General features: G+C 57.7%; 21 protein-coding genes and 2 pseudogenes. 6 read left to right on the top strand and 17 right to left on the bottom strand.

Annotation, left to right across the window (positions count from 1 at the left end; translation table 11 throughout):
* Positions 1–70: 70 nt before the first annotated feature.
* Positions 71–2,596: an aminopeptidase N gene (pepN, locus tag WMQ00_RS07765; RefSeq protein ID WP_316330818.1), complete on the bottom strand. Its 2,526-nt coding sequence runs from the start codon at positions 2,594–2,596 to the stop codon at positions 71–73.
* Positions 2,597–3,016: 420 nt separating this feature from the next.
* On the opposite strand from pepN, the gene WMQ00_RS07760 reads away from it, so the two are divergent.
* Complete coding sequence (locus tag WMQ00_RS07760) at positions 3,017–3,652, top strand: hypothetical protein (RefSeq protein WP_239206118.1); 636 nt, start codon at positions 3,017–3,019, stop codon at positions 3,650–3,652.
* A gap of 120 nt (positions 3,653–3,772) precedes the next feature.
* Here WMQ00_RS07760 and WMQ00_RS07755 read toward each other — a convergent pair whose 3' ends face one another.
* From WMQ00_RS07755 to WMQ00_RS07735, 5 genes and pseudogenes are all read right to left on the bottom strand, one after another.
* Positions 3,773–4,060 (bottom strand): hypothetical protein, encoded by a 288-nt coding sequence (locus WMQ00_RS07755; RefSeq protein ID WP_239206116.1) that lies wholly within the window; start codon positions 4,058–4,060, stop codon positions 3,773–3,775.
* 179 nt (positions 4,061–4,239) lie between these two features.
* The gene (locus WMQ00_RS07750) at positions 4,240–4,773 is read right to left on the bottom strand and encodes a YceI family protein (protein ID WP_316330819.1); all 534 of its coding nucleotides are present in this window, start codon (positions 4,771–4,773) and stop codon (positions 4,240–4,242) included.
* Between the two features lie 215 nt (positions 4,774–4,988).
* Positions 4,989–8,418: pseudogene (gene murJ / locus WMQ00_RS07745) on the bottom strand (murein biosynthesis integral membrane protein MurJ).
* 18 nt (positions 8,419–8,436) lie between these two features.
* Positions 8,437–10,632 (bottom strand): DUF6049 family protein, encoded by a 2,196-nt coding sequence (locus WMQ00_RS07740; RefSeq protein ID WP_316330821.1) that lies wholly within the window; start codon positions 10,630–10,632, stop codon positions 8,437–8,439.
* Positions 10,632–11,225 (bottom strand): annotated as a pseudogene (locus WMQ00_RS07735) (NUDIX hydrolase); the annotation flags it as partial. The gene WMQ00_RS07740 and the pseudogene WMQ00_RS07735, both read right to left, overlap by 1 nt.
* Positions 11,226–11,313: 88 nt before the next feature.
* Between WMQ00_RS07735 and WMQ00_RS07730 the strand changes: the two are divergent.
* Genes WMQ00_RS07730 through WMQ00_RS07715 form a run of 4 tightly spaced genes read left to right on the top strand, consistent with a single transcriptional unit; the run spans position 11,314 to position 14,446 of the window.
* A complete protein-coding gene (locus WMQ00_RS07730; protein ID WP_239207708.1) occupies positions 11,314–12,750 on the top strand; it encodes a CCA tRNA nucleotidyltransferase in 1,437 nt (478 codons plus the stop codon).
* Positions 12,750–13,346, top strand: coding sequence for a YqgE/AlgH family protein (locus WMQ00_RS07725; RefSeq protein WP_238801577.1), 597 nt, complete (start codon positions 12,750–12,752; stop codon positions 13,344–13,346). Before WMQ00_RS07730 ends, WMQ00_RS07725 begins: the two co-directional genes overlap by 1 nt.
* A 39-nt stretch (positions 13,347–13,385) precedes the next feature.
* Entirely contained in the window at positions 13,386–14,114 is a 729-nt protein-coding gene (locus WMQ00_RS07720; protein WP_340440850.1) for an AzlC family ABC transporter permease, read from the top strand.
* Positions 14,114–14,446, top strand: coding sequence for a branched-chain amino acid transporter permease (locus tag WMQ00_RS07715; protein ID WP_023020177.1), 333 nt, complete (start codon positions 14,114–14,116; stop codon positions 14,444–14,446). Before WMQ00_RS07720 ends, WMQ00_RS07715 begins: the two co-directional genes overlap by 1 nt.
* 16 nt (positions 14,447–14,462) lie before the next feature.
* Here WMQ00_RS07715 and WMQ00_RS07710 read toward each other — a convergent pair whose 3' ends face one another.
* The 5 genes from WMQ00_RS07710 to WMQ00_RS07690 form a co-directional block, all read right to left on the bottom strand.
* Positions 14,463–14,771 carry a hypothetical protein gene (locus WMQ00_RS07710; protein WP_023020176.1) on the bottom strand — a complete coding sequence of 103 codons (309 nt, stop codon included), beginning with the start codon at positions 14,769–14,771 and terminating at the stop codon, positions 14,463–14,465.
* 15 nt (positions 14,772–14,786) lie between these two features.
* On the bottom strand, positions 14,787–15,752 hold the full coding sequence (locus WMQ00_RS07705) for a bile acid:sodium symporter family protein (RefSeq protein ID WP_340440849.1): 966 nt from the start codon (positions 15,750–15,752) through the stop codon (positions 14,787–14,789).
* A 102-nt stretch (positions 15,753–15,854) separates the two neighbouring features.
* Complete coding sequence (locus WMQ00_RS07700) at positions 15,855–16,220, bottom strand: Rieske (2Fe-2S) protein (RefSeq protein WP_023020174.1); 366 nt, start codon at positions 16,218–16,220, stop codon at positions 15,855–15,857.
* A gap of 85 nt (positions 16,221–16,305) precedes the next feature.
* Positions 16,306–16,527, bottom strand: a complete 222-nt coding sequence (locus tag WMQ00_RS07695; RefSeq protein ID WP_239207703.1) for a hypothetical protein — start codon at positions 16,525–16,527, stop codon at positions 16,306–16,308.
* Between the two features lie 338 nt (positions 16,528–16,865).
* Positions 16,866–17,336 carry an SdpI family protein gene (locus tag WMQ00_RS07690; protein WP_023020172.1) on the bottom strand — a complete coding sequence of 157 codons (471 nt, stop codon included), beginning with the start codon at positions 17,334–17,336 and terminating at the stop codon, positions 16,866–16,868.
* A gap of 192 nt (positions 17,337–17,528) precedes the next feature.
* Between WMQ00_RS07690 and WMQ00_RS07685 the strand changes: the two genes are divergently transcribed.
* Positions 17,529–18,740 (top strand): dicarboxylate/amino acid:cation symporter, encoded by a 1,212-nt coding sequence (locus WMQ00_RS07685; protein ID WP_316330826.1) that lies wholly within the window; start codon positions 17,529–17,531, stop codon positions 18,738–18,740.
* Positions 18,741–18,808: 68 nt separating this feature from the next.
* On the opposite strand, the gene trpA is transcribed toward WMQ00_RS07685, so the two are convergent.
* The 6 genes from trpA to WMQ00_RS07655 are packed head-to-tail and all read right to left on the bottom strand — an operon-like array spanning position 18,809 to position 25,497.
* Positions 18,809–19,675: a tryptophan synthase subunit alpha gene (gene trpA / locus WMQ00_RS07680; protein ID WP_023020170.1), complete on the bottom strand. Its 867-nt coding sequence runs from the start codon at positions 19,673–19,675 to the stop codon at positions 18,809–18,811.
* The gene (trpB, locus tag WMQ00_RS07675; protein WP_340440848.1) at positions 19,675–20,880 is read right to left on the bottom strand and encodes a tryptophan synthase subunit beta; all 1,206 of its coding nucleotides are present in this window, start codon (positions 20,878–20,880) and stop codon (positions 19,675–19,677) included. The genes trpA and trpB overlap by 1 nt, the downstream gene beginning before the upstream one ends.
* A gap of 13 nt (positions 20,881–20,893) precedes the next feature.
* Positions 20,894–22,300 (bottom strand): bifunctional indole-3-glycerol-phosphate synthase TrpC/phosphoribosylanthranilate isomerase TrpF, encoded by a 1,407-nt coding sequence (gene trpCF / locus WMQ00_RS07670; RefSeq protein WP_248100255.1) that lies wholly within the window; start codon positions 22,298–22,300, stop codon positions 20,894–20,896.
* On the bottom strand, positions 22,300–23,334 hold the full coding sequence (gene trpD / locus WMQ00_RS07665) for an anthranilate phosphoribosyltransferase (RefSeq protein WP_340440847.1): 1,035 nt from the start codon (positions 23,332–23,334) through the stop codon (positions 22,300–22,302). Before trpD ends, trpCF begins: the two co-directional genes overlap by 1 nt.
* Position 23,335: 1 nt before the next feature.
* Positions 23,336–23,983 carry an anthranilate synthase component II gene (locus WMQ00_RS07660; RefSeq protein WP_340440846.1) on the bottom strand — a complete coding sequence of 216 codons (648 nt, stop codon included), beginning with the start codon at positions 23,981–23,983 and terminating at the stop codon, positions 23,336–23,338.
* The gene (locus WMQ00_RS07655) at positions 23,980–25,497 is read right to left on the bottom strand and encodes an anthranilate synthase component 1 (RefSeq protein WP_340440845.1); all 1,518 of its coding nucleotides are present in this window, start codon (positions 25,495–25,497) and stop codon (positions 23,980–23,982) included. Before WMQ00_RS07655 ends, WMQ00_RS07660 begins: the two co-directional genes overlap by 4 nt.
* Positions 25,498–25,709: the final 212 nt, after the last annotated feature.

The raw sequence follows: 25,709 nt of genomic DNA, 5'->3' as shown, positions 1-25,709 counted from the left end.
CCCGGATCAACAACTGTTAAACACAGTGTGACCCGAGGGGAAGCAGAGCGCGAGCGCTGGACAGTACAGTCTATTGACCAGCCCGCACGCGAAGCGTGCGCCGCAGATTATCGCGACACTCGAGCAGCACGCGGCGCAGCGCTCCTGGCAGCTCACGGTGCAGCAGACGGGTGGTGGCGTCGTCGGCCATGGGCAGCTGTGGATAGAAGCCGCGGATGAGGCGGTTGGCAATCTCAATCGGGTGCGCGGCCCAGATCTCTTCCACGCGGGAGAAGAATTCCTCCGCAAAGGCCTCCTGCAGTGCAGCTGAGCGCGGGGCATTGAATCCGGCGACCAGCGCGTCTACCTCGGCATTGGAGTAGGCGCCCGGCGTGAGCGCCTTATCGAACGCGGCACGCTTGGTCTCTGGCGTGGGGAAAGCGTGGCTGGCTCCGAGGAATTCCGTAGCGCCGGTCAGCGTATTATCGCGCTGTTTTTCTTTCTCCAACTCGTCTAGTTCTACGGCATTTCGGGCGGCGAGTGCGCGCAGGATGGACCAGCGGATTTCGGGGTCCAAGCGAAGGCCGGCAATGTCACCGGAGAGCAGGGCCTTAAGGCGCGCGGTGCCTGATTCCTCCGGCGTTGCGGCGAGTGCGCGGATGGCGGCGCGAGCGAGTACAAGCTGGGCGTCCGAGGCTGGTTCGGCCTCGTCCAGATGGCCCCAGATCGCCTCGGCATAGTCGGTGCGGACCTGCTCGCGGTCGGCTTCCGAAACATAGTGGGCAATCGCAAAATTGGCATTTGCGCAGGCAGTAGCCAGCAGCGTCGTGTTGGTCTCGTAGGCTTCGTGCTTGACGACGACCCCCACATAATCAATCGCCGACATTTCCCCATCGCGGGTGAGGTTCCATAGTGCGGTCCAGATTACCGCGCGGGTCAATTCATCCTCGATGTCGGTCAGGCGCTCACTCGCTGTGTCTAGGGAGGCCTCGTCGAAGCGGATCTTGGCGTAGGTATGGTCGGCGTCGTTAAGCAGCAGCAATGCTGGGTCCGGAAGGCCGGCCGCCTCATCGATAATGGTGCGGATGGTGCCATCGCCTGTGGGGAGATCGATGTCGATCTCGCGATACTTGTGTAAGTCGGCATCAAAAAGCGAGGCGGTCAGGCGGTGTGGCCGGCAGACGTCCTCGGCTTCTGCAAGGATGGCCAGCTCCGCAATCTTCTCGCCTTCGGTGTGCAGCTCCGGGATGAGCGTATCTGGACCCCACGTACGCAGCCAGGCCTGCGACCAAGCATCAAGATCGCGGTCTGTGTGCTTTTTTAGCGCCTTCAGGAGGTCATCAAAGGTGGCGGCGGCAAAGGCGTGCTCCTGGAAGTAGTCGCGCGCCCCAGCGTAGAAATTATCGCGACCGACATAGTGCACCAGTTGCTTGAGCACCGCCGCGCCCTTGGCATAGGTGATGCCGTCGAAATTCTGGCGCGCGGCATCTACGTCCGGGATCTCCGCCTTAATTGGGTGCGTGGTGGGCAGCTGATCCTGCAGGTAGGCCCAATTTTTGCGGGCGCCGGCAAAGTTGGACCAGGCCTCGGTGTACTCGGTGCCGTGCACGGAAGAATCCGCGCCCATGAACTCTGCGAAAGACTCCTTGAGCCATAGGTCATCCCACCACTGTGGCGTAACCAAGTCGCCGAACCACATGTGGGACATCTCGTGCAGGATGGTATTCGCGCGGCCGGCATGCTGCGCGCGGGTGGCGTGGGAGCGGAAAATGTAGTTCTCCGTGAAGGTGACGAGACCAGGGTTTTCCATCGCGCCGAGGTTGTATTCGGGCACAAAGATGGAATCGTACTTGCCCCACGGGTAGGGATAGCCAAAGTTCTGGTGGAAGAAGTCCATACCCTGGGCAGTAAGGTCCAAGATTTCCTCGTCGAGGTACTCAAACATGGACGCGCGCGCAAAGGCGCGCAACTGTGCCGAGTGGCTGCCATCCGGGGCGGTCCACGTGCGCTCTTGATACTGATAAGGGCCTGCCGCAAAAGAAGTCAGGTAGGTCGACAGCGGCGGTGTCGGCGCGAAGGTGACAGTGGCGAGATTGTCATCCTCATTGCGCTCGACTTCTGGTTGGTTAGAGAGGATCTGCCACTGCTTTGGTGCGGTCATGCGCACGTGGAAGACGGCCTTGAGATCCGGCTGCTCGAGGCAGGGGAAGATGCGGCGAGCATCGGAAGGCTCGAGGTGTGAGTACAGGTAGGTCGCGTTATCGGCCTGATCGTGCATGCGGTGCAGGCCCTGGCCGGTGCGCGAATAGCGGGAGTGACTGATGACCTCGATGGTCAGCTCCTCCCCTACCGGCACGCCGTGTAGCCGGATGATGCTGCTATCAAAGTCCACCTCCTGCGGGGTGCCATTGACCTTTAGCTCAGCGACCGATTCTCCCAGGTAATCCAGGAAGAGCTCGGGCTCATTGCTGGTCAGCTCGAGGCGGGTAGTCACGCGGTAGGTGGGGCTATCGAGTACCTCCGAAAGATCAAGGTGGAGGTGATAGGCGCGCAGGTCCACCGCTGCTGCGCGTTCTTGGAGCAACTCGTGCTGCGTCTTATTTTGTGGTGCGGTCATGACTACGAACTATAGTTACCTCCGTCACGTAGGGTGCGGGGTTGGGGTCCTAAGTTCCGCTGCCTTCTAGGAGCAAAATACCCAGCGGGTATTGGGACCTCGCTGCGGACCTGTTGGACTAGTTTTGCCCGTCCCATACTCTTCAAGCGGCGCTAGATGTCAGTGACCATCAGCAAGCGTTACACCACACTAGAGGACGCAACCTCGCGCGGAGGTGGGCGATCTCATCTCAGCACGCAAGATTTGCGAAAGAACCTAGTTGCCGTCTCAGGTGCACAGTATGGTGGGCCTCACGACTAGATCTAAAGACGTGCAAGAAATTAATCGTCCGGGAAAATCAATAACCTCGGCGATTTACTCCTACTTTCGTAGTGCAGGGATCGTTCCGAGGCTTTCAAGATAGAGATTAGCATTTCCATAATGAGTAATCCAAGATCGACCCCCGTACCGCTATCCCAATGGTTTTCATCCGCGCGGATGAGCCGGTACGCCGATCACCCCACACCAGAGGCGCTATACCTTTGGAATACTCACCTCACGAAGACCTATCTCGCTGACATTGAGCATGTTGAAGTACTTCTTCGAAACTGCATTCACAGTGCCCTAACCAGAAGGTACGGTGACCGATGGTTTGATGACGATCGAATACCTTTCAACGTTGCGGCAAAGAAGAATATCCGCAAAGCGAAAAGACGAGCTGGAGGAGGAGGGGCGTTACCGGGAAAAATCATTGCTGAACTCAGCTTCGACTTCTGGCGTTACCTCTTAAGTAACCACTATCAAGCAAGCATCTGGCCTCAGGTAAAGAGGGCGTTGAAGAAACCCCCTGACAGCAGACAGCAGTTCGAAGAGCTTGTAGTCATTGTTTATGAAATGAGAAATAGGTGCTCTCACCACGAATCAATCGTTCAACAGCGCGATAGAGCCAGTGAAGTCGCACATCTCGACTCCGTTGATAACGCTATCCAAGAAATAGCGGGTTTCATTGATCCTCATGCCGCAACATGGATCAAGAACAATTCCAGAGTCTCCGCTTTACGAGCACAGCGCCCTTAGGCATATATCGCAGTACAAAGTGGGAAACTGAAACCGTCATCACAGTTGGTGTGCAGTCTAACTATTTTCCGTTGAACCATGCCGCCGCCTCGTTCGCTGACAACTGAGGATTACTTTTCACTAGGCAAGGAACGACGTTTCAAGAAAGTCCTCGAGACTCCAATAGTCAGGATCGAACCAAGCAACGCCTTCGTTCACTTCGATTGCGACTAAGTGGTCAGGCAATAAGATGAGGAAATTATTTGTCTCGGTGCGGATTCCTTGGCGTTGTAGCTCTTGTGCGACTCGTTCAGTGCTCTCCTGTGCGGTCTCCGCGGGGTGACGATTAAGGTCAACGCCATAGAAAGTATCTGCGATTGGTACCTCCATGTACTTCATTTCAACGGTGACGCACTTACCGTCCTCCACGCAGCACCATATTTTCCATGAAAATTACTTTTTATGTCTTCATGTTCACGCTGAAATGCTTTCCCAAGGGTAAGGAGTGGCTGTACCGCTATATCGGAAGACGTAGGAAAAGCCCACAGCCAGAAGGTGGCTGCGGGCTTGGGGAAGCTTAATGCTTCTAGTGCGTCTGGGGCACGGGTCTACTGCTTGATAGCGGAGACCTCGAGCTCAATCTTGATCTCCTCGGAGACCAGCACGCCGCCGGTCTTCAGTGGAGCGTTGAAGTCAATGCCGAATTCCTTGCGGTTGATCTTGGCGGTTGCCTCGAAGCCCAGGCGGGTATTGCCAAATGGGTCCTCAGCGGTAGCAACATCTTCCACATCGAGGTCGACGGACTTGGTGGTGCCCTTGATGGTGAGGTCACCGGTGACGGTGCCGTTGCCATTCTCATCAACGTTGAGGTTGGTGGCCTTGAAGGTGATCTCCGGGTACTGCTCTACCGCGAAGAAGTCCTCGTTCTTTACGTGGGCATCGCGGTCATCGTTGCCAGTGGAGATGGATGCGGTGCGGATGGTGGCCTGAGCGTTGGACTCAGCGATGTTCTCGGCCACGGTAATGGTGCCCTCAAAATCGGCGAAGTTGCCGCGGACCTTGGTGACCATTGCGTGCTTGGCGACGAATCCGATAACGGTGTGGGCTGGATCGAGTGCGTAGGTACCTGCTGCGAGGGACATAGTGAATACTCCTAAAATTGTTGCTTGCGTTACACCCCACAGTGTACGCACTACTCCTAAATGGTCAATACTTGAAGTAAAAAAGTTTAGAAGGCGCAGCTCATGAAGTTTTGTGTTGAAGAAAAATAAAAACTAAGGCCGAACTGAAGGCGATTTTCTTCAGTTCGGCCGTCATTTCATGGACTGCAATGTGGGTTCATGTATCCGAAGTTTTCCTAGGGCTGTCCAACGAGCCCAATGTCTGTGATGGTTGCCTTATTGGACTTGGGGAGCTCGGTGATCATGAGCAGCAGCCCGTCGAATTGCTCGGGGGTTTTCTCCAGCTCGATGTCTTCCTTGCCGTTTTTGAACTTGCCTCTTGCCAGTTGGTACAGAGAGCCGGCCTGTGGGTTTTCTGGGTTGAAGCGGTCACGATTAACGCCATAGACGGCATATTTCGCCCCAGCCGAATTGGATTGCACCACCGGCAAGACTGCGAAGTGCGTTGGCGAATCCACAGTGACGAGGACGCCGGTGTCCTCCTCTTCGGTGGACCAGGTGGTGGCCGTTTTGCCGTCGATAAGCGCAGCATCGTCCTTGTTATCAGGAACGGTAACCGCAGAGGAAGGCTGGAGACGCACCGGCGGGGCATCCGGAATTTCGGTGCTGCCGTGGATGGTTTCGCTGACCGGATTAGACGCCTTTACATCGCTGAGCAAGGACATGATCCAGGTGGTCAATGCAGCCATCGCTACGACGAAGATGGTGGCGAAGATACCGATAACGATGACGCCGGAACCGGAATAACCGCGGCCGCCGAAGCCAGGCTCTTGGGCCGGGTCATCCTCTTGGGCCGGTTCTTCTTCTGCCTTTACCGGCAAGGCCTCGGGTGCTTCCTCCGGTTCCTCCGGTGCGAAGTCGTGCAGGCGCTGGGCGATGCCGGCCAAGGTCAGCGCTTTTGCCTCCTGCAGCTGTTCCATCTTTTCCTCGCGGCTGTCCTCATCAGCACTATCGAGGGCAAAGTGCGCGTCCTCGACGCGCTGGGCGGCCTCGTTGGCCGAGAGGTTGGCATCTTCAGAAATATCGCGCAGCTTCTTCGGCGAAGGCTCCGTGGACTCCACGAGCAGCTCCAGGGCGGAGCTGAGGGCCTCGCGGTCGGTGGCGGCGGAGGTGCCATCCAGTACGGCGGGGAAGGCCACCTTGACTACACCGTCGGTAGAAACGCGGAAGCGGTCGCGGTGTTCCACTCCGAGGATGAGGCCGGCATCGTGGGCAGCGGCGGCGTCAGCAAATAGCGGCGCAGTAGCACGAGCCACAGAATGGGGGTCGAGGTTATCGGCCTCAGCCACCTGCTTGAGGGAGGTGCCCTCGAACCAATCCGCCACCACCAGGCAGCCCGTGCGGTAGGACAGGACTTGGATATTATCCGCCACGGTATCGAGCTCCAGCTCGGCAAGGCGGCGGGTATTGCGCGAAATCTCGGCGGAGCGGCGGGCGGCAACTCCCGGAGTCGATGGCGCAATCGGTGCCAGGCTATTGGTATCGACGAACGTCAACGCGACTAGGCGGCCGGTGGACTGCTCGCGTGCTTGCCAGAACTGTGCACCGGTGACCGCACCGTGATCTTGGAGCAAGCGGAAGCGACCATCCGATACCGGGGCGCCCGGCACGAGGCGTGGGCCGCGGACGATACCGGCGGACATTGGTGGCGGTACCAGGGTGGCATTGAAGGCATCCTGGGTGAATACCGGCCGGATTTCCGGCACGTCGGGCTCCTCCAGCTCGATAGCCTTGGAGGAATCGACCTTGATGAAGCGGGACATGCCCGGGATGCGCTGCAAGGCGCGGGCCAGGTTCTGGACCTCCGGCAAGGAGGACTTAGAGAGCACCAGGCCGGTGGCGATGAGGAAGATGACTCCAAGCACCGCGACCTTGATCAGCGAGACGATGGAGGGCAAATTCTCTGGAAGGAGGTAATTCACGCCCCAGTACAGCACCCAGGAGACAACCAAGCCTACGAGACCGGCACCAGAAGCCCACAGCACGGTCTGCGTGACGGCTTTGCCGCCGAGGCTGCCGAGCTTGCGCTTGAGCAAGAAGCCACCGATGACCGCACCGGAGACGAAGCCAAAGCCATTGGCCGTACCGAGCAAAATCACCACGCGGTCCGGGTTGGACGTCATCAACGGGGCCAAAAGCGTAAGGACGATCTTGGTCAGCGTGATGCCGGCGATGATGAAGGTCGGCGTCCAGGCTTCCTCGCGGGCATAGAACACGCGCAGGTGCAGCAGCACTAAGGCATACGGGGATGAGCGTGAAGGCGGAGAAGCTGATGGTCAGGCCAAGCTGCTCGGCGCTCTCGGCGCCGTAGGCACCGTATTGGAAGAGGGCTCGGGCAATCGGTACACCAAAGCCGGTCATGAAAATGACGATGGGGATAAGCGCGATGAAGGTCAGCTTTGAGCCCAAGGTCAGATCGCGGACTACGGCATCAACATCGCCGTCGGCGGCGTTGCGGGACAGGCGCGGCATGATGGCCGTCAGCAGCGTCACGCCGATTACGCCATAGGGCACCTGCAGCATGAGCCAAGCATTCTGATAGACCAGTGGGGCGCCGGCATCCGCATAGGCGGCTACGCGGGAGGTGATCACGTAGCCCAACTGGGAGATAGCCACATAGGTGATGATGGCTAGAGCCATGCCACCGAATTGCTTGATGCGGGCATCCAAGCCCCACTTGGGGCGCAGGTTAATGCCGGCCTTTTTGAGGTACGGCAACAAGATGAGGCATTGCACCATCACCGCCGTGGTGGTGCCCAAGCCCAATAGCATGACGTGGGGATCGGCCACCGGGGTGGGCTCGTGCGGGTCGAGCTGGCCGGGCAGGAAGCGATAAGCCAGCAGCACGCTAATGGAGATGACGTTATTGACTACCGGCGCCCACGCACCTGGACCAAAGATATTCTTAGTATTAAGAACGGCCTGGAAGAGGGCGAAGAGGCCGTAGAAGAGGATCTGCGGCAGCAATAAGAAGGCCAAGGAGGTTGCCTGCACGGCATTGGCCTTGGAATCTTCCGGCAGCATCATCCTCGTTAAGAAGGGTGCGAGCACCACGGAAGCAATGGTGACTATGCCCAAGATGGAAAAGGCCAGGGTAAATAGCCGCCGGACAAAGGTCTCGCCTCGGTCCGTGTCTTCTTTTTCGGCGCGTACGAGAACGGGCACGACCAGAGAGGTCAGCACGGCACCCAATACGATCTCGGTGACGAGGTTGGGGATCTGGTTGGCGCTACTAAACGCGGTGCCCACCGTGGCACCGAGAGTGGCGCCGATGAGCATCTGGCGCAGGAAGCCGGTGACGCGGGATAGCAGCGTCGCGATGGCCATCGTGCCCGTCGCGCGGATGACGTCCTGATTGGATGATTCGTTTTCCGCGTTGCGTCCGGTGAGCGCGGACTTGTCCTCCTCGGGAGGAACGGTGGTGTCCTGCACCGCGGGCGTGGGGCGCTTTTCTGGCACCGGAGCGGGAGGAGAGGCGCGGACGATTCGGCCGCGGGCACCCGCTGGGGCGGGGTGCTCTGCCGGCACGGCGGCATCCTTCGGGTCAACTACACCCGCAGGTGACTTCTCCACGTGTTCGGCCTCGCGGCCAGTTTTATCAGTCATAGAGGATACAACTTCAACTTACTTTTTAAGCCTTTGTGATTTTTTGCGCCGATGGCGGCCTAGCCGGAAGAGAGTGGCGAGGACCAGCGCAAGAGCGCCGGCTATGCCGACGCCATACACGCTTACGATACCGGCACGCGTTTGCACAGCGATACTGATCGGCTCCGAGATGGTTTGCTTTTCTGGGGTGGCAAGCCACAGGCCAATGTCTGTGCGATCGACGTCCTTAGGCATATCGGCGGTCATGGATACAGTAATAGAGCCCTTGGCCGGAATACGGACACTCTTGGGCGTGTTGAGGCGCGCGCCATCGGGGGCATCGTATTGCAGCTTGGCCTCCACCGGTAGCGGAAGCCCATTTTCTGCCACGATGAGCAGCGGCGATGACTCGGATACGCGGGTATAAACATTGCCCGGTGGGATAAGCGCCACAGAAGATCGCAGATCGCGCAAAGTATTCGAATGCACATCCATCGTGTGGGTGAACCTTCGCCGCGCTTCAGCATTGCTGCCCAAGCTATCGCGGTTGGTCAGCGAAAGCGCGGCCAGCAAATCCCGGCGCAAAGGCAGGACGAATTCATAGGGAGTCAGTGCGATATCTGGATCATCGACCATGATATTCATCAGCTCATCGGTATAGCGGGCCTGCTGCTCCACGCGGACGATATCGGATTCGGCGAAGGCGGCGGGATCACTAAAGGGGCTGCCAGGCAGTGACCCCGGAACGGCGGTTTCCTGCTTGAGGCTGCCGACGGTACGCGCATGGGACTGGCCGGAATCGATGAGCGCTTGGGCGGAGTCAAGCGCGTATTCGGCGGCGCTGGGATCCAAGTAATTGGGCAAACGCGCCACGGTGTCATCGCTAGCGGCCAAACTCAACGCGGCGCCGCCGGTGATGGCGCGGGAAAGTTCGGAATCGAGCGAGTAATCGTAGCGTAGCTCCGGGTTGGAATAGCCCACCGTCTGTGGCTTGGAGCCGGTTTGGGCTAAAAGGGCGCCCAGGGAGGCGTCGAAAGTCACGGCGTGGCCAGGCCACGAAGTATTATCAGCCACCAGTGCGGGCAGGGGCAGTTGTTGATCCACATAGCCGGAGCCAACCGCGAGGACAGAGGTTGCTGGCTTGGTGCCGAGGATTCGCTCGATGGTGTGGTTGCCGCGCTGCAGCCCCTCGTAGGTAAGGAAGGGATTATTCGCCTTGGCCACGGATGAGGCATTAGCGTTTGCCCACGGCATAGACATAAAGCAATCGAGTTCACGCAGGCGCTTGAGCCAGCGGGCGGCATCCTCTTTGCCAGTGCCGGGTTCGAGGTGCACATCGTCGTTGTTATTGAACCACGAATCACGCAGGCGCTTAGGACGCTCCGCCTGAGCCGGGCGGGCAGAGCCCACCTTATAGCCCTCCGCCATGCGGTTGACCGTGTCCAAGAGGGCGGGATCGATGGCTACGCAGCCTGCCCCGCGCAGATCGTGGTCCGCATAGGTGCTCACCAAGCGATCGAGCCGGCCGCCCTCAGCCAGCTCGGTGGCTAGCTCATCGGAGGCGAGAATAAGGTCTTCTCCCCCAGCGCCGCCTGGTACCGAGTCGATATCGGCGCTAATGGGATAGACCACGGTGAGGTCGTGAGGTTTGGGCTCCGAGGGGGCATCGCCAAGCGCCTGCTTCTTTCCCTGCACCTGGCCTATTAGGCGTTCTTCCGCAAAGCTGACCGCTTCGCCGCCGACAGTGCCGGTGAGGGTAAACAGCAGCGGATAGGCGCCGGCGTCTTCGATGGCTAGGGTCTGCTCGCCGTGTAAGGAGGTGGGAACCTTGAAGGTAACCTCTCGGGTTTCGCCCGGTTGCAGGGGCGCGGTGGTGGTGCTGGGGCCGTAATACGGGAATTCGCCGGTGGCCAGCTGCGTGCGGGCCTGTGCAGTACTCTCCACGGCATCGCCACGGCGGCTGGTCAACTGGAGGTCTTCCATGGCCTCATCGGTGGGATTGTGTACCTGGAAGGTAAGTTTCAGTTCCTTGCCCACGGTGAAGGGTTCGGCCGCGATGAGATCGAGAGTGGCCCGCTCTGGTCCGCGCGCGCCCAACCATGCTTGGATATCCTGCTGTTTTCCCGCAGCCGAATCCATCTGCGCGGCGGCCTCTGGCAGCGGCAGGCACGATCCCCACCCCGCTACCGCCAGGCAGCCGCCCACGGCGGCCCAAGACTTCAGGCGTTGGCGCATTACCGTGGGGTCACTTTCCCCGCGGCGGCTTCCTTTCGTGCGAGATCGGGAAGGAGATCATGCGCGATGCGCGCCAATTTGCGCTCGTCGGCGTAGGCCAAATGCTCGATGAGTTCAGAGACGGGAATCCATGAGACCTCGGTGACCTCCGGATCCTCATCGTTCATGATGCCGTCTACAAAGCGCAGCAAGTGATGGTGCACTGTCTTATGGATACGCACCCCATCAGAGACGAACCAATAATCAATCATGCCGAGGTCTGCAAAAACCTCACCGGAAATGCCGGTTTCCTCCCATACCTCGCGCTCAGCGGTGACTTCTTTGGCTTCGCCATTTTCTACGTGGCCTTTAGGCATGGACCACAGCAGGCGTCCGCGACGGTCGAGGCGGCCGATGAGTGCCACATAAAGCCGGGAAAGATCTACCTGGCCAGTGGCATCGACACACTCCGCCAAACCAGAGACAACAAGGCCGCCGGCGGAGGTTTCATCGCGGGTTTCCATGGCCGTAGATTGACCATTGCCACCGCGGTAGGGCCTGCGCTGCTGAGTGCTGCGGCGCGCGCGATTATCCGGCCGGCGGCGCCGCCTGCGCCGGGACCGGTTACGGTTGCGGCCGCCTCCCTTAGAGGGGCCCTGTTCTTGGTTAGTCATCCCTGCCAATCGTAGTAGACTCTCACCCGTGAATTTTCAGGACACTCAGCTAATTGGCGTTCTTGCCCGCGCGGAATCCACCGTCTCCTCCCTCAGCGACCTGCTGGGCGGTTTGGTGGAGAAATTTGCCGCCCGTGGCTATTCGCTCTACCTCGTGGGCGGCTCTGTGCGCGATGCGCTTTTGGGCCGTTTGGGAAATGACCTGGACTTTACCACCCCGGCCCGCCCGGACGTGGTTAAAGAGATCCTGGATGAGTGGGCCGAGACTGTATGGGATACCGGCATCGACTTCGGTACCGTCTCCGCGGCCTATAAGGGCCAGCAGATTGAGATCACCACCTTCCGTTCCGATTCTTATGATGGCCAGTCCCGCAACCCTGAGGTGGTCTATGGTGACACCTTGGAAGGTGACCTAGTGCGGCGTGACTTTAAGGTCAATGCGATGGCCATCGAGCTGCTTGCCGACGCCTCTTTTACCTTCCACGATCCCCTCCACGGCCTCCAGGATGTGGCCGACCGGGTGCTCGATACCCCGGACAAGCCGGAAATTTCTTTCCACGATGATCCTCTCCGCATGCTGCGGGCGGCGCGTTTTGCGTCCCAGCTGGAATTTCGCGTGGCCGACCGCGTGGTGGATGCCATGCGGGATATGGCCGGCGAGATCCAGCGCATCACCGTAGAGCGCGTACAGGTGGAGCTGGATAAGCTTATCTGCGGCACGGCGCCGTGGGACGGCATTGACTTGCTGGTTTCCACCGGAATTGCGGACTATATCTTTCCGGAAATCCCGGCATTGCGCATGACCGCGGATGAACACGCGCAGCATAAGGACGTTTATGCTCACTCGCTGAAGGTGCTAAGTCAGGCCATGGACCAAGAAGAAGATGGTCCAGACCTTGTCCTGCGCTGGGCGGCGCTTCTACACGATATTGGCAAACCGGATACCTTTGATAACACCGATGGTAAGGTCTCCTTTCACCACCACGAGGTGGTGGGCGCCAAGCTTGCCCGCAAGCGCCTGCGCAAGTTGAAGTACCCCAAGGCGACCACGGAGGCCATCGGCCAGCTGGTGTACCTGCACATGCGCTTCCACGGGTTCGGGGAAAATCAGTGGACCGATTCTGCCGTGCGCCGCTATGTTACTGACGCCGGCGACCTCCTCCCCCGTCTGCATAAGCTGGTGCGCGCCGATTGCACCACCCGCAATGCTAAAAAGGCCCGTCGACTCCAGCGCACCTATGATCAGCTTGAGGAGCGCATCGAAGAGATCGGCCGCAAGGAGGACCTGGCTCGCGTGCGCCCGGACCTTGACGGCAACGAGATTATGCAAATCCTCGGTCTTCAGCCCGGCCCTGAGGTGGGCCAGGCATGGTCTTATCTCAAGGAGCTGCGCCTAGAGCACGGCCCCCTCGAGCGCGAGGAAGCGATTGCGAAGTTGCGCGAGTGGTGGGATTCTAAACAGTGATGTTTGCCGATAGACTATTTAACGCCCTCGAGCGCAATGACCCCGCCCCCGGCCAGCTTCTTATCGCTGCTCCGGGCATGCTTTCGCCGGAATTCGCCCGCTCCGTCATCCTCGTCATTGAGCACAATGACATGATGACCTTCGGCGTGGATCTGACCAAGCGCTCTGAGGTAGCTATTTTCAATGTGCTGCCGGAATGGCTTCCCGTGGTGGCTAAACCGCAGGCGCTGTATATCGGCGGTCCGCTCAATCAACAATCCGTTGTTGGGCTCGCACAGACTAAACAGGGCGTCGATCCGGACAAACAAGATCGGCTCACCCGCCTCGCACCGCGCCTGGCACATGTGGATCTGCGCGCGGACCCAGAAGAGATCGAGCCACTAGTTTCTGGCATGCGCATGTTTGCTGGCTATGCCGAATGGGGCCCGGGCCAGCTGGAGGAGGAAATCGAGGCCGGCGAATGGTTCGTCTCCCCTGCCCTTGCCCAAGACGTTATTACTCCAGGCCCGGCCGATCTCTGGGCCGATGTTATGAAACGTCAACCCATGCCGCTGCCGCTCTATTCCACATATCCAGTCAACGTGGAAGATAATTAATTCCTATCGCGCTGCAGGCAATGGGCTAGACTAGCCCGCATGCGCGCGGATATTTCTCAAGGATTAAGAGATACCTGGGCCGCCGCGATCGGCCTTATTCCCCTCGGCCTAGCCTTCGGCTTACTCATGGTCCAATCCGGTTTCAGCTGGTGGTGGACGCCGATTTTCTCCCTCGTCATCTACGCCGGCTCTATGGAATTCTTGGCCATTTCCATGGTTACCGGTGGGGCTTCCGCCTTTGCTTCGTTGGTTACCGGATTCATGGTGAATTTCCGCCATATTTTCTATGGCCTCACCTTTCCCCGGCACCACATTCGTTCACGGGTGGGCCAGGCTTATTCCACATATGCGCTTACCGACGAAACCTATGCCATCGTCTCTTCCCTCCCCGCCGATGAGCGCCCGAGTGGGAACCGAATACTCACCATCCAAATCTTTTGTCAGGTCTTGTGGGTAGGCGGCGGCATCGTCGGTGCCCTCGCCGGCCGAGTGATTCCCTCTTCTGTGCAGGGAATGGAATTCGCTCTGGTTGCCCTTTTTGTCGTGCTGGCAATGGATTCCTTCCGCAATAACCAGGACTTTTCATCGCCGTTAAGTGCTGTGGTGGTGGGAATCCTTGCTGCAGCCTTCGCCCCAGGACAACTGCTCATGGTGGCGCTGAGTGCCTACTTCATTCTGCTTATTATCCGCTACGCATCTCCCCGCATCGATGCCGCTATTGGCTTGCGTAGACGCGGCGAGTCTACGAGATTCCGGGAGGAACGCTAATGCCCGCTGGAGTTACGCTTGCTTCCATCGCTGCAGTGTTGGTCCCCGTCGGCCTTATTACCGTAGTGCTGCGCCAGCTTCCCTTTTCCTTTGTGAAATGGATGAAGGATAGCCAGTTCTTTTCATTGCTGGGCATGATGATGCCTGTAGGTGTGATGACCATTTTGGTGGTTTATACCGTCTACGGGCAGGCTGGTGCCCCTGGGGGCATCTGGGCGGCTCTCCTCGGCGTGGTAGTAACCTTCCTGCTCCACCTGTGGAAGCGTGAATCAGCGCTGTCCATCTTCGGAGGAACCGCCTTTTATATGCTTCTCGTTAACGTTGTCTTGTAGGCACCGTGTTTGAACCCTAAAGGCCGAACTTGGCGGTGGCTTCGGACCATAGGGCGTCGAAATGAGATTGGTCCACGTAGTGGGCGCTAATGTCTGGAAACTCATCGTAGGTATCCGGGTGCGGGACAACCTCTTGCGGCTGATCTACGTTTCCCGTGGAACTGGTCGGGGTAGCCACACCAACTATGGCATCTGAGGGATCCAGGGCGATCATGCGGACCATTCGACAGCTGCGCGCATCTTGCTCCTCCATTTCCGCCATATGGATGGCCGAGCCTACGCCGGGCACGGTTAGTTCAGTTCGTACGTATAGATAATTCGCCATAGGACCTAAGTGTAGCTACGTGGTGGCACGCTGGGCGTAGCGGGATGCCAGCCACGAACACATCATTAACTGGACCTGGTGGTAAATCATCAACGGCAGGATAAGTAGACCAAGAGACGTTCCCCCAGAAGCAAAGATAACCGAGGCCATGGGTAGGCCCGTGGCTAGTGACTTCTTCGATCCACAGAACTCGATTGCGACTGTATCGGCGCGCTTGAATCCCAATTTCTCACTTACCTTCTTGGTGAGCCACAGCATGAAAGTAACGAAGATCGCTGCGAAGGCGACAAGGAAGGCCAACTCCCATATGGAGATGGAGGACCAAATTCCGTCTACTACGCCTTTGGAAAAGGCAGAATACACCACCATGGCAATGGAGCCGCGGTCTACCACTTTGGTGGCCTTGCTTTGGGCGAATTTTCCAACCCAGCGCCGAGTCAGCTGACCCAGGATAAAGGGAGCCAGCAGCAAGAGCGCGATTTCTCCAAATACGGAAGTGTCGATGTGGACTCCTCCCCCGGTACCCATGAGGAGCATAACCAGCGAAGGGGTAATAAATACTCCGACCAAGTTAGAAGTAGATGCTGACACGATTGCGCCTGCAACGTTTCCCTTCGCAATGGAGGTAAAGGCAACCGAAGATTGCACGGTGGACGGTACCAGCGTGAGAAACAAGATCCCCAGGTACATATCGTGCGAAATGAAAGCGGTAAGCGGTCGTAGCGCTATACCTATGAGCGGGTAGACCACAAAGGTGAAGGCCAGGATCGTTAGGTGTAGGCGCCAATGCTTAAGCCCATTGAGGACCTCTTGAGTGGAGAGCCTAGCGCCGTACAAAAAGAAGAGGAAAGCGATCGCAACATTTGTTAGCTGGCCGAATGTCTCGGCAAAATCCTCACGGGCTGGTGCAATGACCGCAAGGATGACCGCCAAGATGATGAGCACTATGAGGGGGTCGGGCTTCTTTAAACTCTGCAGCATTCTAAAAGTTTAAACCCTACCGCTCCTTCTTCCCCGGAAATACTCGGGCCAAAAATATGCCCTCTGTGGTTTCACGTGAAACCACAGAGGGAGGAATGCACCCTAGGCTGTAGTGACATTAGAGCCGTCTTGCTTAACTTCGTATCCTTCCAAGGGGTCGCGGCCCGGTCCGGATATTACGCTTCCATCGCTGAGGTCATAGGAGGTGTTATGTGCGGTGCAGGTGGCCGTCATGCCATCGATCTCGGTGATCGGATTGTGCTGGTGCGGACAGGTCTGGGAATAGGCCTTGAACTCACCTTCTTTCGGCTGAGTAAAAATGACGCCATCTACAATCTTCGCGGATCCGACTGGAATTTCCGTAGCTGCGATTTCCGCGGACGGAGAAGAACCACAGGCTGTTAGGTAGGCACCTGCGAAAGTGGTAGCGGTACCGAGCAAGAAGATTCGGCGAGAGCACTTATTCATGCCCTTAGTCTAGCTGGTGATGATGGTGCTTTGTGACTCAGCCGTGTAGCTGAGCGAATTTAGAGTTTCACGTGAAACACAGAGGTTAACTAACCAGATAGCCCTCCCATGTTTCAGGGGAGCCAGTGGGTGTAGGAGTGAGTTCATAGGTGCCAGATTCAATGCCTAAATCATCGACGATGCTATGGGCCGACTGCTGCCCCTCCGCTACTGGTGTGGATGTCGGTTCTTTGTGGCCTTGCTCGTTATAAGCGCCAATGGCAAAGGTCGAAGCGGCGATGGCTGCGAGGGCGGTGCTTTTCTTCATATGTATCATTTTGCCCAGCGGAGGCCTCTGATGCTCTTTACTTTCTGGGTTCCCCGGAAGCTTTACGCAATCTCCATCGTTATTGGCAGTAAGGCGAAAAGTACGGTAATCCAATTATTAACGTAGCCTAGCGTTGAATTGACCAATATATTGAAAGAGTGACGGGATATCGTAAGTGACGGAACAAGAAGATGTAACGAGCCTGACCTATAACGTCACTGTGACTGTCGGGAAACATCCAATGAGCTATTCAAGCGAGAGGAAATAGCTACAAAAATTCCCCCTCTGGATGAGGCGTAATTCTTATCCAGAGGGGGGCGGTTGTGCAGCAGGCGCTGCTATCTGTCAGATTCTCGTGCGGCGTGACGGAGTGCGTCGACATCGACCTGGGGTGCAGAAGCCGCGGCAGCCTCTTCCCCGCCGCAACCGTCGGAGCCACAATTGCAGGAATCTCCACAACCTTCTTCACTAGCGTGTGCCTGTTCGTAGAGGAACGCGGCACGCGAGCCGAGGTTGGAACCTACAGATAGGGCGAGAACTGCCGCCACAAAGGTAAGAACCGGAAGGAGCCACATCCAGCCCTCAGCGCTAAGGGCGACGATTCCACCGAAAATTAGGCAGACACCGCTGAGGATCCAGAATGGACCAGCGATGCGATGGGCGTTATCCCACGCTTCGCGAGACTTGCGGATTTCTTGCAGTCGCAAGCCAATGTAGTTATTTCCGGGTAGGCGCTTGGTTGAGGCCATGGTACCTACAACGATGAGGAAGACGGCGAGGATGAAGAAGATGATTCCCACTGCGATCATGTATTCAGTTTAGCCTTGTAGTGCTGAGATAAAAATTGCGCCTAGGCCGAGTGTTCTGTCGTTGTGTGCGCTCAGGTAGTATGCATTTAAGGTCGATTGATAGATATTAAATCGACCTTGGCCTCCGCACTGCGCTGTTTCGCCTCGGTCGTTTGGTCCTAGAGGTAGAGCACCCGATCTGATTGTAAGTATATGAATCTCAAGAAACTCTCGGAATCTTTGTTGTTCCGCATTATCGTTGCCATCATCCTTGGCGTGGTGGTCAGCCGATTCGCTCCAGAATGGTTTGGTCGCGTATTCGCCACCTTCAATGGACTATTTAGCAACTTCCTCAACTTCTTTATCCCGGTCCTCATTTTCGCGCTGATCGCTCCGTCCATTGCGGGTCTCGGGCGTGGTGCCGGTAAGTGGCTGGGGGTTACAGCGGGGATTTCCTATGGCTCCACTATTGTCGCCGGTCTTCTTGCCTTCGTGCTTGCCCACTGGCTCTACCCCACCATGCTTAGTGGTCAGAATCTGATTACTAATGTCTCCGATATTGATGAGGGTGCACTCTCTCCCTACTTCGAGGTGGAGATGGCGCCGCCTTTTGAGGTTATGACTGCCCTCTTGTTGTCGTTCTGCATCGGTGTAGCTATGACTACCGTGAAGTCCGATACCTTGTACGCTGTCACCAAGGAATTGGAGAACGTCGTAGTCAAGGTAATCTGGGGCTTTGTTGTGCCGATCTTGCCCTTCTACATCTTTGGCATGTTCTTGGGATTGGGCATGAATGGCAATTTGGGCTTGGTACTTTCGGCCTTTGCCAAGGTTTTGATTTTGGCGGTTGTTATGACCCTGGTCTACCTGGTCTTGCAATACATCATTGCTGGTGCGATTACCGGGAAGAATCCCTTCAAGGCTCTTCGCAATATGCTGCCGGCTTATTTCACGGCTTTGGGAACCTCCTCTTCTGCCGCGACCATCCCGGTGTCCTTGGAGTCTACGCTTAAGAATGGCATTTCAAAGCCGGTGGCAAGCTTTGTTATCCCGCTGTGCGCGACCATCCACTTGTCCGGTTCGATGATTAAGCTGACGCTCTATGCCTTTGCGATCGTGTATATGGCAAACCTTGATATTAGTACCGGTACTGGACTTGGCTTCATCTGCTTGTTAGGCATCATGATGATTGCGGCTCCGGGCGTTCCGGGTGGTGCCGTCATGGTGGCGGCCGGCCTTCTGGCAGACATGATGGGCTTTGATGATGGCATGGTGGCACTCATGATCGCCGCCTACATCGCCATCGACTCGGTCGGCACTGCCGCCAATGTCACCGGCGACGGTGCTATTGCGATGATCGTAGAGAAATTCGCAGGCGACAAGAATGACCCCTCCGAAGAGGAATCTGCAGAAGCAACCGCGTAGAGGCTCACCAAAACCAAACCTCTCGTTCAGCTGTCGAGAGCTGACGAGGGGTTTAATGCGTTGTGGGACTATTTTCGGGTCGCCGCCTTCATGCGGGTGACAAACTTAGCGAGTTCTTTGTGCAGCGCGGGGTCCACGCGAGCGCGGCCTGAGGTCCCTTCGATTTGGGTCCGCTCTGCAGCGGTTTCACGTGAAACGTGGCGATCAATGATTTTAGTAATGGCCGAGCCAGTAATAGCCCCCTCCGCTCCGGCTGCCACGGCATCGCGCACATGCTCGGGTGCTGAAATGCCGAAGCCGAGCAGTACCGGCGGGCCATCGAATCTATTGATGTTTGCTACGACTTCTTCAAGCCCGATGGTTTTAGATTCTCTTTCGGTACCTGTCACACCGTCGCGCGAAATGGCATAGATATAACCCCGCGAGCTGTGAGCGACGCCTTCGAGGGTGCTCGCGGTGGCACGAGCCGGGGCGATGAAGATCGGATCTATACCGGCCTTTTCTGCTGCAGCGATGAATGGAGCGCCTTCGCGTACGGGGACGTCGGGAAGCAAGATGCTATCCGCGCCTGCCTTAGCGAATTCGGAATAGAAGCGCTCGGAGCCGCGCGTGAAAGCCACGTTGCCATAGATCAACATGCCAATGGGAAGCTCAGGGAATTCTGAGCGAATCGTCCGCACCTGTTCTAGAGCGGAATCTACGGTGGCGCCAGCCGCTAGCGCCCTAAGGTGAGACGCCTGAATGGTCGGTCCATCGGCCACGGGATCAGAAAATGGGACGCCAAGTTCTAGTGCATCTGCACCGGCCGCGACAACGGTTCGTACAATGTCCAGCGTGTCCTCCGGGGTGGGATCGCCCAACATGAGGAAGGGGACGAACGCGCCCTCTCCCCTTTCGCGCAGTGATCGGAATAGGTTCTCGTATCGATTGCTCATTAGTGCTTCTCCTGCAGTTTAAATTCTGGGTGGGCCTCAAGTGCGCGGCGAACATGGTCGATATCTTTATCGCCGCGACCAGACAAAGAGACCACAATGGTGATGTCCTCATCCTTCCGTTTCAAGGCATAAGCAAGAGCATGGGAAGACTCAAGGGCGGGAATGATCCCTTCCCGCTGGGATAGCAGTTGGAACGCTTCCAATGCCTCGGCGTCTGTAATGCCCACGTATTGTGCTCGGCCGCTGGAGTGAAGGTAAGCATGCTGTGGACCGACTCCCGGGTAGTCGAGTCCGGCGGAAATGGAGTATGACTCTTCCACTTGGCCGTCTGCGTTCCTCATGAGGTAGCTGCGTGCGCCGTGGAGTATTCCTACGGTCCCGTTGTTGATGGTGGCACCGTGCTTGCCGGAGTCCAGTCCTTCACCGCCCGGTTCAGTGCCGACGAGTTCCACTTTTTCCTCCGCAATGAAGTCTGCGAACATACCGATTGCATTGGAACCGCCTCCGACACAGGCGACGACTACATCCGGCAGGCCGCCGGTACGCTCAAGCATCTGCTGCTTAGCTTCTTCGGAAATGACCTTATGGAACTCCCGGACGATAGTCGGGAAAGGGTGTGGCCCAGCCGCAGTGCCGAGGAGATAGTGGGATTCATGGAACGTAGCGGTCCAATCGCGGAGCGCTTCATTCACCGCGTCCTTAAGCGTTCCGGACCCGGTATCAACGGCTACGACTTTCGCGTTCATTAGCTCCATACGGAAGACATTGGGCTGCTGCCGCGCGACGTCTTTTGCCCCCATATAGACCACACACTCGAGCCCTAAGAGTGCGCAAGCCAGTGCGGTGGCGGTGCCGTGCTGGCCCGCTCCCGTTTCTGCAATGATGCGAGTCTTTCCCATACGTTTGGCGAGGAGGGCCTGTCCGAGGACTTGGTTCGTCTTGTGCGCGCCACCGTGTACGAGGTCCTCACGTTTGAGGAAGATCCTCACCTTACCGCCTAAATTTTTTGCCTCTGTCAGTGGCGTGGGCCGGCCAAGGTAGTCACGCAGAAGGCCGCTGAGCTCTTCGCGAAAGGACGGGTCATTCTGTGCTTCTACAAAAGCCTTCTCAAGTTGGTCGAGGGCGGGGATAAGGGATTCTGGGACGAACTGTCCACCGAATTCACCAAGGTATGCTGGAAGGAGTGTTTCACGTGAAACGGTCATGATCGTGTCCTTTCTATGGGTGTGTATAGCGTCGGATGATGTGGAAGGCTTGGGACACAAGCGAGGAATCCTTGCGGCCGGGTGCGTACTCTAGACCCGAATTGAGATCGAGCCCCATCGTGCCGATCGACAGAGCCTCTTCGAGGTTGTCTAACCGGAGGCCACCGGCGAGGAAGGATTTATCCTTAACTTCAGGGGGGATAGTGCTCCACTCGAATGAGCTTCCTGACCCGCCGCTTCCGGAGTCCAGGACTAGCGCTTCTACTTCTGGGACAAGGTCAGTTGCCAGTCCTGCGAAATCGGGGCTGAGCATATCGACGGCACGCCAGACGGATAATCCGCCCGCGACGCTGCGTACCTGGCGTAGGAATTCTCTTTCCGCTTCCCCACTTCCTTGGAATGGGGTGTGGAGCTGAAGTGCCTTGAGTCCTGGGAGCTCAGAAAGTCTCTGTAGCTCTTCGATATCCGAAGAACGTGTCACGGCCACGTAGTCCAGACCCGGCTCTGCGGAGATGATGTCACGCGCGGTTTCACGTGAAACAGTGCGCGGCGATTCCCGTACGAAGATAAGTCCTCCGTAGCGGGCCCCTGCAGCACGCGCCGCTTGCGCAGCGGAGGCAGAGTTAAGCCCGCATACTTTATTGCCACCGTAGACAAGATCGCGAGCGGCGCGATCGATATCCTCTTGGCGGCTGAGTTGTGAGCCTACAAGGAATGCGTGCACGTGAGAGCCCAGCCGGCGGACGGTGGCATTGTCGCGGATTCCGGATTCCGAGACGATCGTTTTTCCTTCAGGGATATGGCTAGCGAGGCGCTCGGTTCGTTCTAGGTCGATGCTGAGATCGTGGAGGTTGCGGTTATTGATACCGATGATGTCGCCACCTAATTGCAGCGCTCGTTCCACCTCTTCCTCGGTGATGGCTTCAGTCAGGACGTCTAACCCCAGTTCATCAGCCAGCGCCTTGAGTTTAACGTAGGTGTCATCATCCACGATGGACATCATGAGCAAGATGGCATCGGCTCCGTAGTGTCGCGCGGCGTAAACCTGAATGGGGTCAACAATGAAGTCTTTGCACAGCACCGGCAGGTGGGTAGATTGGGCGACGGTTTGCAGATGGTCATAGTCGCCGCCAAAGCGCGCAGGCTCGCACAGCACCGAAATGGCGGAGGCATAGCGTGAGTAGATGCGAGCGATATCGCCCGGACGGTAGTCCGCGCGAATCAACCCCAGGGATGGCGAGGCAGACTTACATTCCATGATGAAGCGATTGGTGCCATCGAGGGCTTCGACAAGCGAACGCTCCGAAGGCGGTACGCTAGCGAGGTCCACGTAGGACAACCTGTCGCGAATGGCCGGCAGATGAGTGCGGCGCTGGGCGACGATCTCTTGTAGCACGGTTGGCAATTCCTTCGCCGTCATTAGTTCTTCTCCCCTACCGCATAGTTGGCGCTTTCGTGGATATGGAGCCACTTTTCGACAGCGCCGCTATTAATCAGATCCTTAGCGTGAGAGACTCCTGCTGCGATACTCCTCGTGGTCCCGTTGAGGTAAAACATGGCTCCGGCGGTGGCAGCGATGGCGTCCACGTGTGCGGGCTTACCTCGGCCGGCAAATACCGCGCGGAGGGCTAAGGCATTTGCAGCGCCATCCCCACCGGCAAGCTCCGCGAGCTCGTGGCGCTCGATACCGAGCTCTTCAGGGGTGAGTTGGTAGGTGATAATGTCGCCGTTCCTGAGCTCCCAAGCCTGCGTGGTGCCATGAGTGGCAATCTCATCCGTGCCGGCTCCATGGACGACTAAGGCGCGCTCGCGGCCAAGTTCTCGAAAGACCTCTGCAATGAGTTGGCCTTGATCTGGGTTTGCAATGCCCATGATTTGGAGTGATGGGTGTCCTGGGGACAAGAGCGGGCCGAGGGTATTAAATATGGTTGAGATGCCCAGTGCCTTGCGCACCGGTTGGACGTGGGCGATGGCTGGGTTGTAGGCGGGGGCGAAAAGAAACGTAAAGTTCGAGGCCTCAAATTGGCGGACCGCTCGGGCGGCGTCTAAGTCGAGCGGGATATTAAGAGCCTCGAGTACATCCGCAGATCCGGACTTGGAAGAGACCGAGCGGTTGCCGTGCTTGATCATCTTCACTCCCCCGGCAGCGGCGACGAGCGAGGCCCCCGTCGTGATATTGATGGTATTTGCGCTATCGCCCCCAGTGCCGGCCGAATCCATAAGGCCTTTTCCGGTGATGGGGAAGGGATAGCCCACCTTTAAGAAAGCCTTGGCGGCGCCGGCAACGTCCGCGAAAGTCTCGCCCCGAGCCCGGATATGAGCGAGCAATGCCGCGATATGGATATCGTCGTAGGCGCCCACGGCCAAGGGGGTAAATACCTCCGTGGCTTCTTCGATGGTGGGTTGTGGATTGCTTAGATAGGCCTGAAAGGTCCGCAGTGGTGTTCGGCTCATTTTAGTTTTCCTTCTCCATAGTGGTGTGGGTAGATAGTTGGCGAATGCAGCGTTGGAGCATTACGGGTCCAGTGGGTGTGAGGACGGATTCTGGGTGGAATTGCAGACCTAGCCCCATACCGTCTTTTGTCTCCGCGGCCATCACTACTTCGCCGATATCTGAGGAAGTGTGTGCTAGGCAGCGCATCTCGTGCGGGATATCCGTACAGCCGAGCGAGTGGTAGCGTGCCACCGGAATCTGTGTGCCGAGACTATTTGGTTGATCAGGTTCGGTATCGGTGGCAAGCCCTTGGAGTACGGGATGCTGAACCCCGGCTGGCGTGAGAGTCATCGGAACGGATTTCCCGTGTACCGGGCCGGAGGGCGCAACTGCCCCACCGTGGTATTCAAGAAGCGCTTGGAAGCCGAGGCAGACGCCGAGAATGGGAGTGGTGCCCAGGGTGGCGTCGATAAGCTCCATCATGCAGCCGGCCGACCGTGGATGGCCGGGTCCGGGGGAAAGCACAATTATGTCGGGCCGCGCCGCCAATACCTCATCGACCGCAACGGTGTTACGAAATACTGTGGTATCGAACCCAGCTAGGGCATCGACGAGGTTATAAACAAAAGAATCGTGGTTATCCAGAAGGACAATGTGTGGCGAACTCATCGCTGCACCTCCAACTCGGCACCGTGTGCTACGGCAATGGCATTGAGCACGGCGTAGGCCTTATGCACCGTTTCATCGGCCTCGGCCTGTGGGACGGAATCTTTGACAACACCGGCACCGGCTTGCACTACTGCGGTGCCGTCTTGGACGTAGGCGGAGCGGATGACAATGCAGTTATCCATGGCGCCATCGCCGCGCAAGTAACCTACTGCCCCGCCGTAGGATCCGCGGCGTGTCCCTTCCGTTTGCCGCACCAGCTCGGTGGCACGAAGCTTGGGCGCACCCGTCAGGGTGCCCATGTTCATACAGGCTCGATAGGCATCGAGCGCATCGAAATCTGAGTGGAGCTTCGCCGTGACTCGGGAGACCAAATGCATCACACGGGAGTAGCGGTCCACCTGCAATAGCTCTGCCACCTGGCGGCTACGAGGAACGGCCACCCGCGCGAGATCATTGCGTGCTAGGTCTACCAGCATCGTGTGTTCCGCAATCTCTTTGTGGTCAGTACGCATCTCTAATTCATTGCGGATATCAAGCTCATGGCTGATGCTCCCATCCGGGCGCAGCCCGCGCGGCCGAGTGCCAGCGATGGGATAGAGCTGCACTCCCCTATCTTCCGGCGTGAACCTGAGATTGGATTCTGGCGACGCGCCAAATAGCTCATAGCCGTCGCCACGAACGTAAAACATATAGGGCGAAGGGTTAGTGTCTCGTAACGTCCGGTAGGCCGCGAGGGCGCTTGGACATTCCAGCGCGAAGGAACGCGCGGGCACTACTTGGTAGATATCGCCGGCGTGAATCTTGCGTTGGAGCTTTTCCACGTCTGCGCGAAACGTTGCGTCATCCGCATCAGCCACCGCACGGATCTTGCTTCTCTGTGGTGCCGTGGGGCGTGGGGTCTCCGGCCGCGTGGCTAGGGAATCAAGTTCCGCTTTAAGGTGGTCTTCGTCGATATCCCAGCCCTCTAGGCGCGCAGTTCTTTGCAGGTGGTCTACCTCCAGGACCGTTTGAGCCACCAAGAACTCATAGTCTGGGTAGGAATTCGGCCCCGGTTTAACCTCGGGGAGATCTTCGAAGGTGGCCAGGTAGTCATAAGCGAACCCGCCCCCTAGAAATGGTAGTAGCGGAGAGGAATAGGTGGCCTCTAATTGGAAGAATCGCAGAATGTCAGCGGTTGATTCAGCAAGGAGTCGCTGCCGCTCGTCGGGTTCGGCAGAAGGCGGGAATTCGAATACAGCGGTAGTAGTTTCACGTGAAACTAGGCGGTGGCGGAACCGGTCTCGGAGAGGAGGAAGGAGCACCTCCCCCGCGTTGGTGAGGGCCCGCACCTCCACCCTGTGGCCATGGCACGTGACTCTGAGTGCTGCCTTGAGGATGGCGAGACAGTTGAGGTTTTTCTTAGTCTCGATGTCTGCGCTTTCGAGCAACAGGGAGTCGTGCGGTTGCGCGAGCGCGTCAAATGTGGCGGCCGCATCGCTGTCGTAGGGTATGTCGCGGGTAGCCGTGTATGGCATTGCAGTGCCCTTTCGGAGAGGGTGGGTATGGGAAACGAAAATTAAACTTCCACGAGCACAGGCACAAAAACGCCAAAAGGCCCGCAGAATGCGAGCCTGAAAATAGCTTGCGAAAGATGGCCCGCGGGTTACGCGCGCCACCACCAAGCAGTAGTCATGTTCTTCATGGCAGCTACTTTAACCCAAATTTCTATAACTCGGAAGATATTGCC

Source organism: Corynebacterium sp. KPL2825 (assembly GCF_037908445.1).
Classification (GTDB): domain Bacteria; phylum Actinomycetota; class Actinomycetes; order Mycobacteriales; family Mycobacteriaceae; genus Corynebacterium; species Corynebacterium kefirresidentii.
Note: the sequence above shows the minus strand (reverse complement) of the source record. Positions and strands in the feature narration are given on the sequence as shown.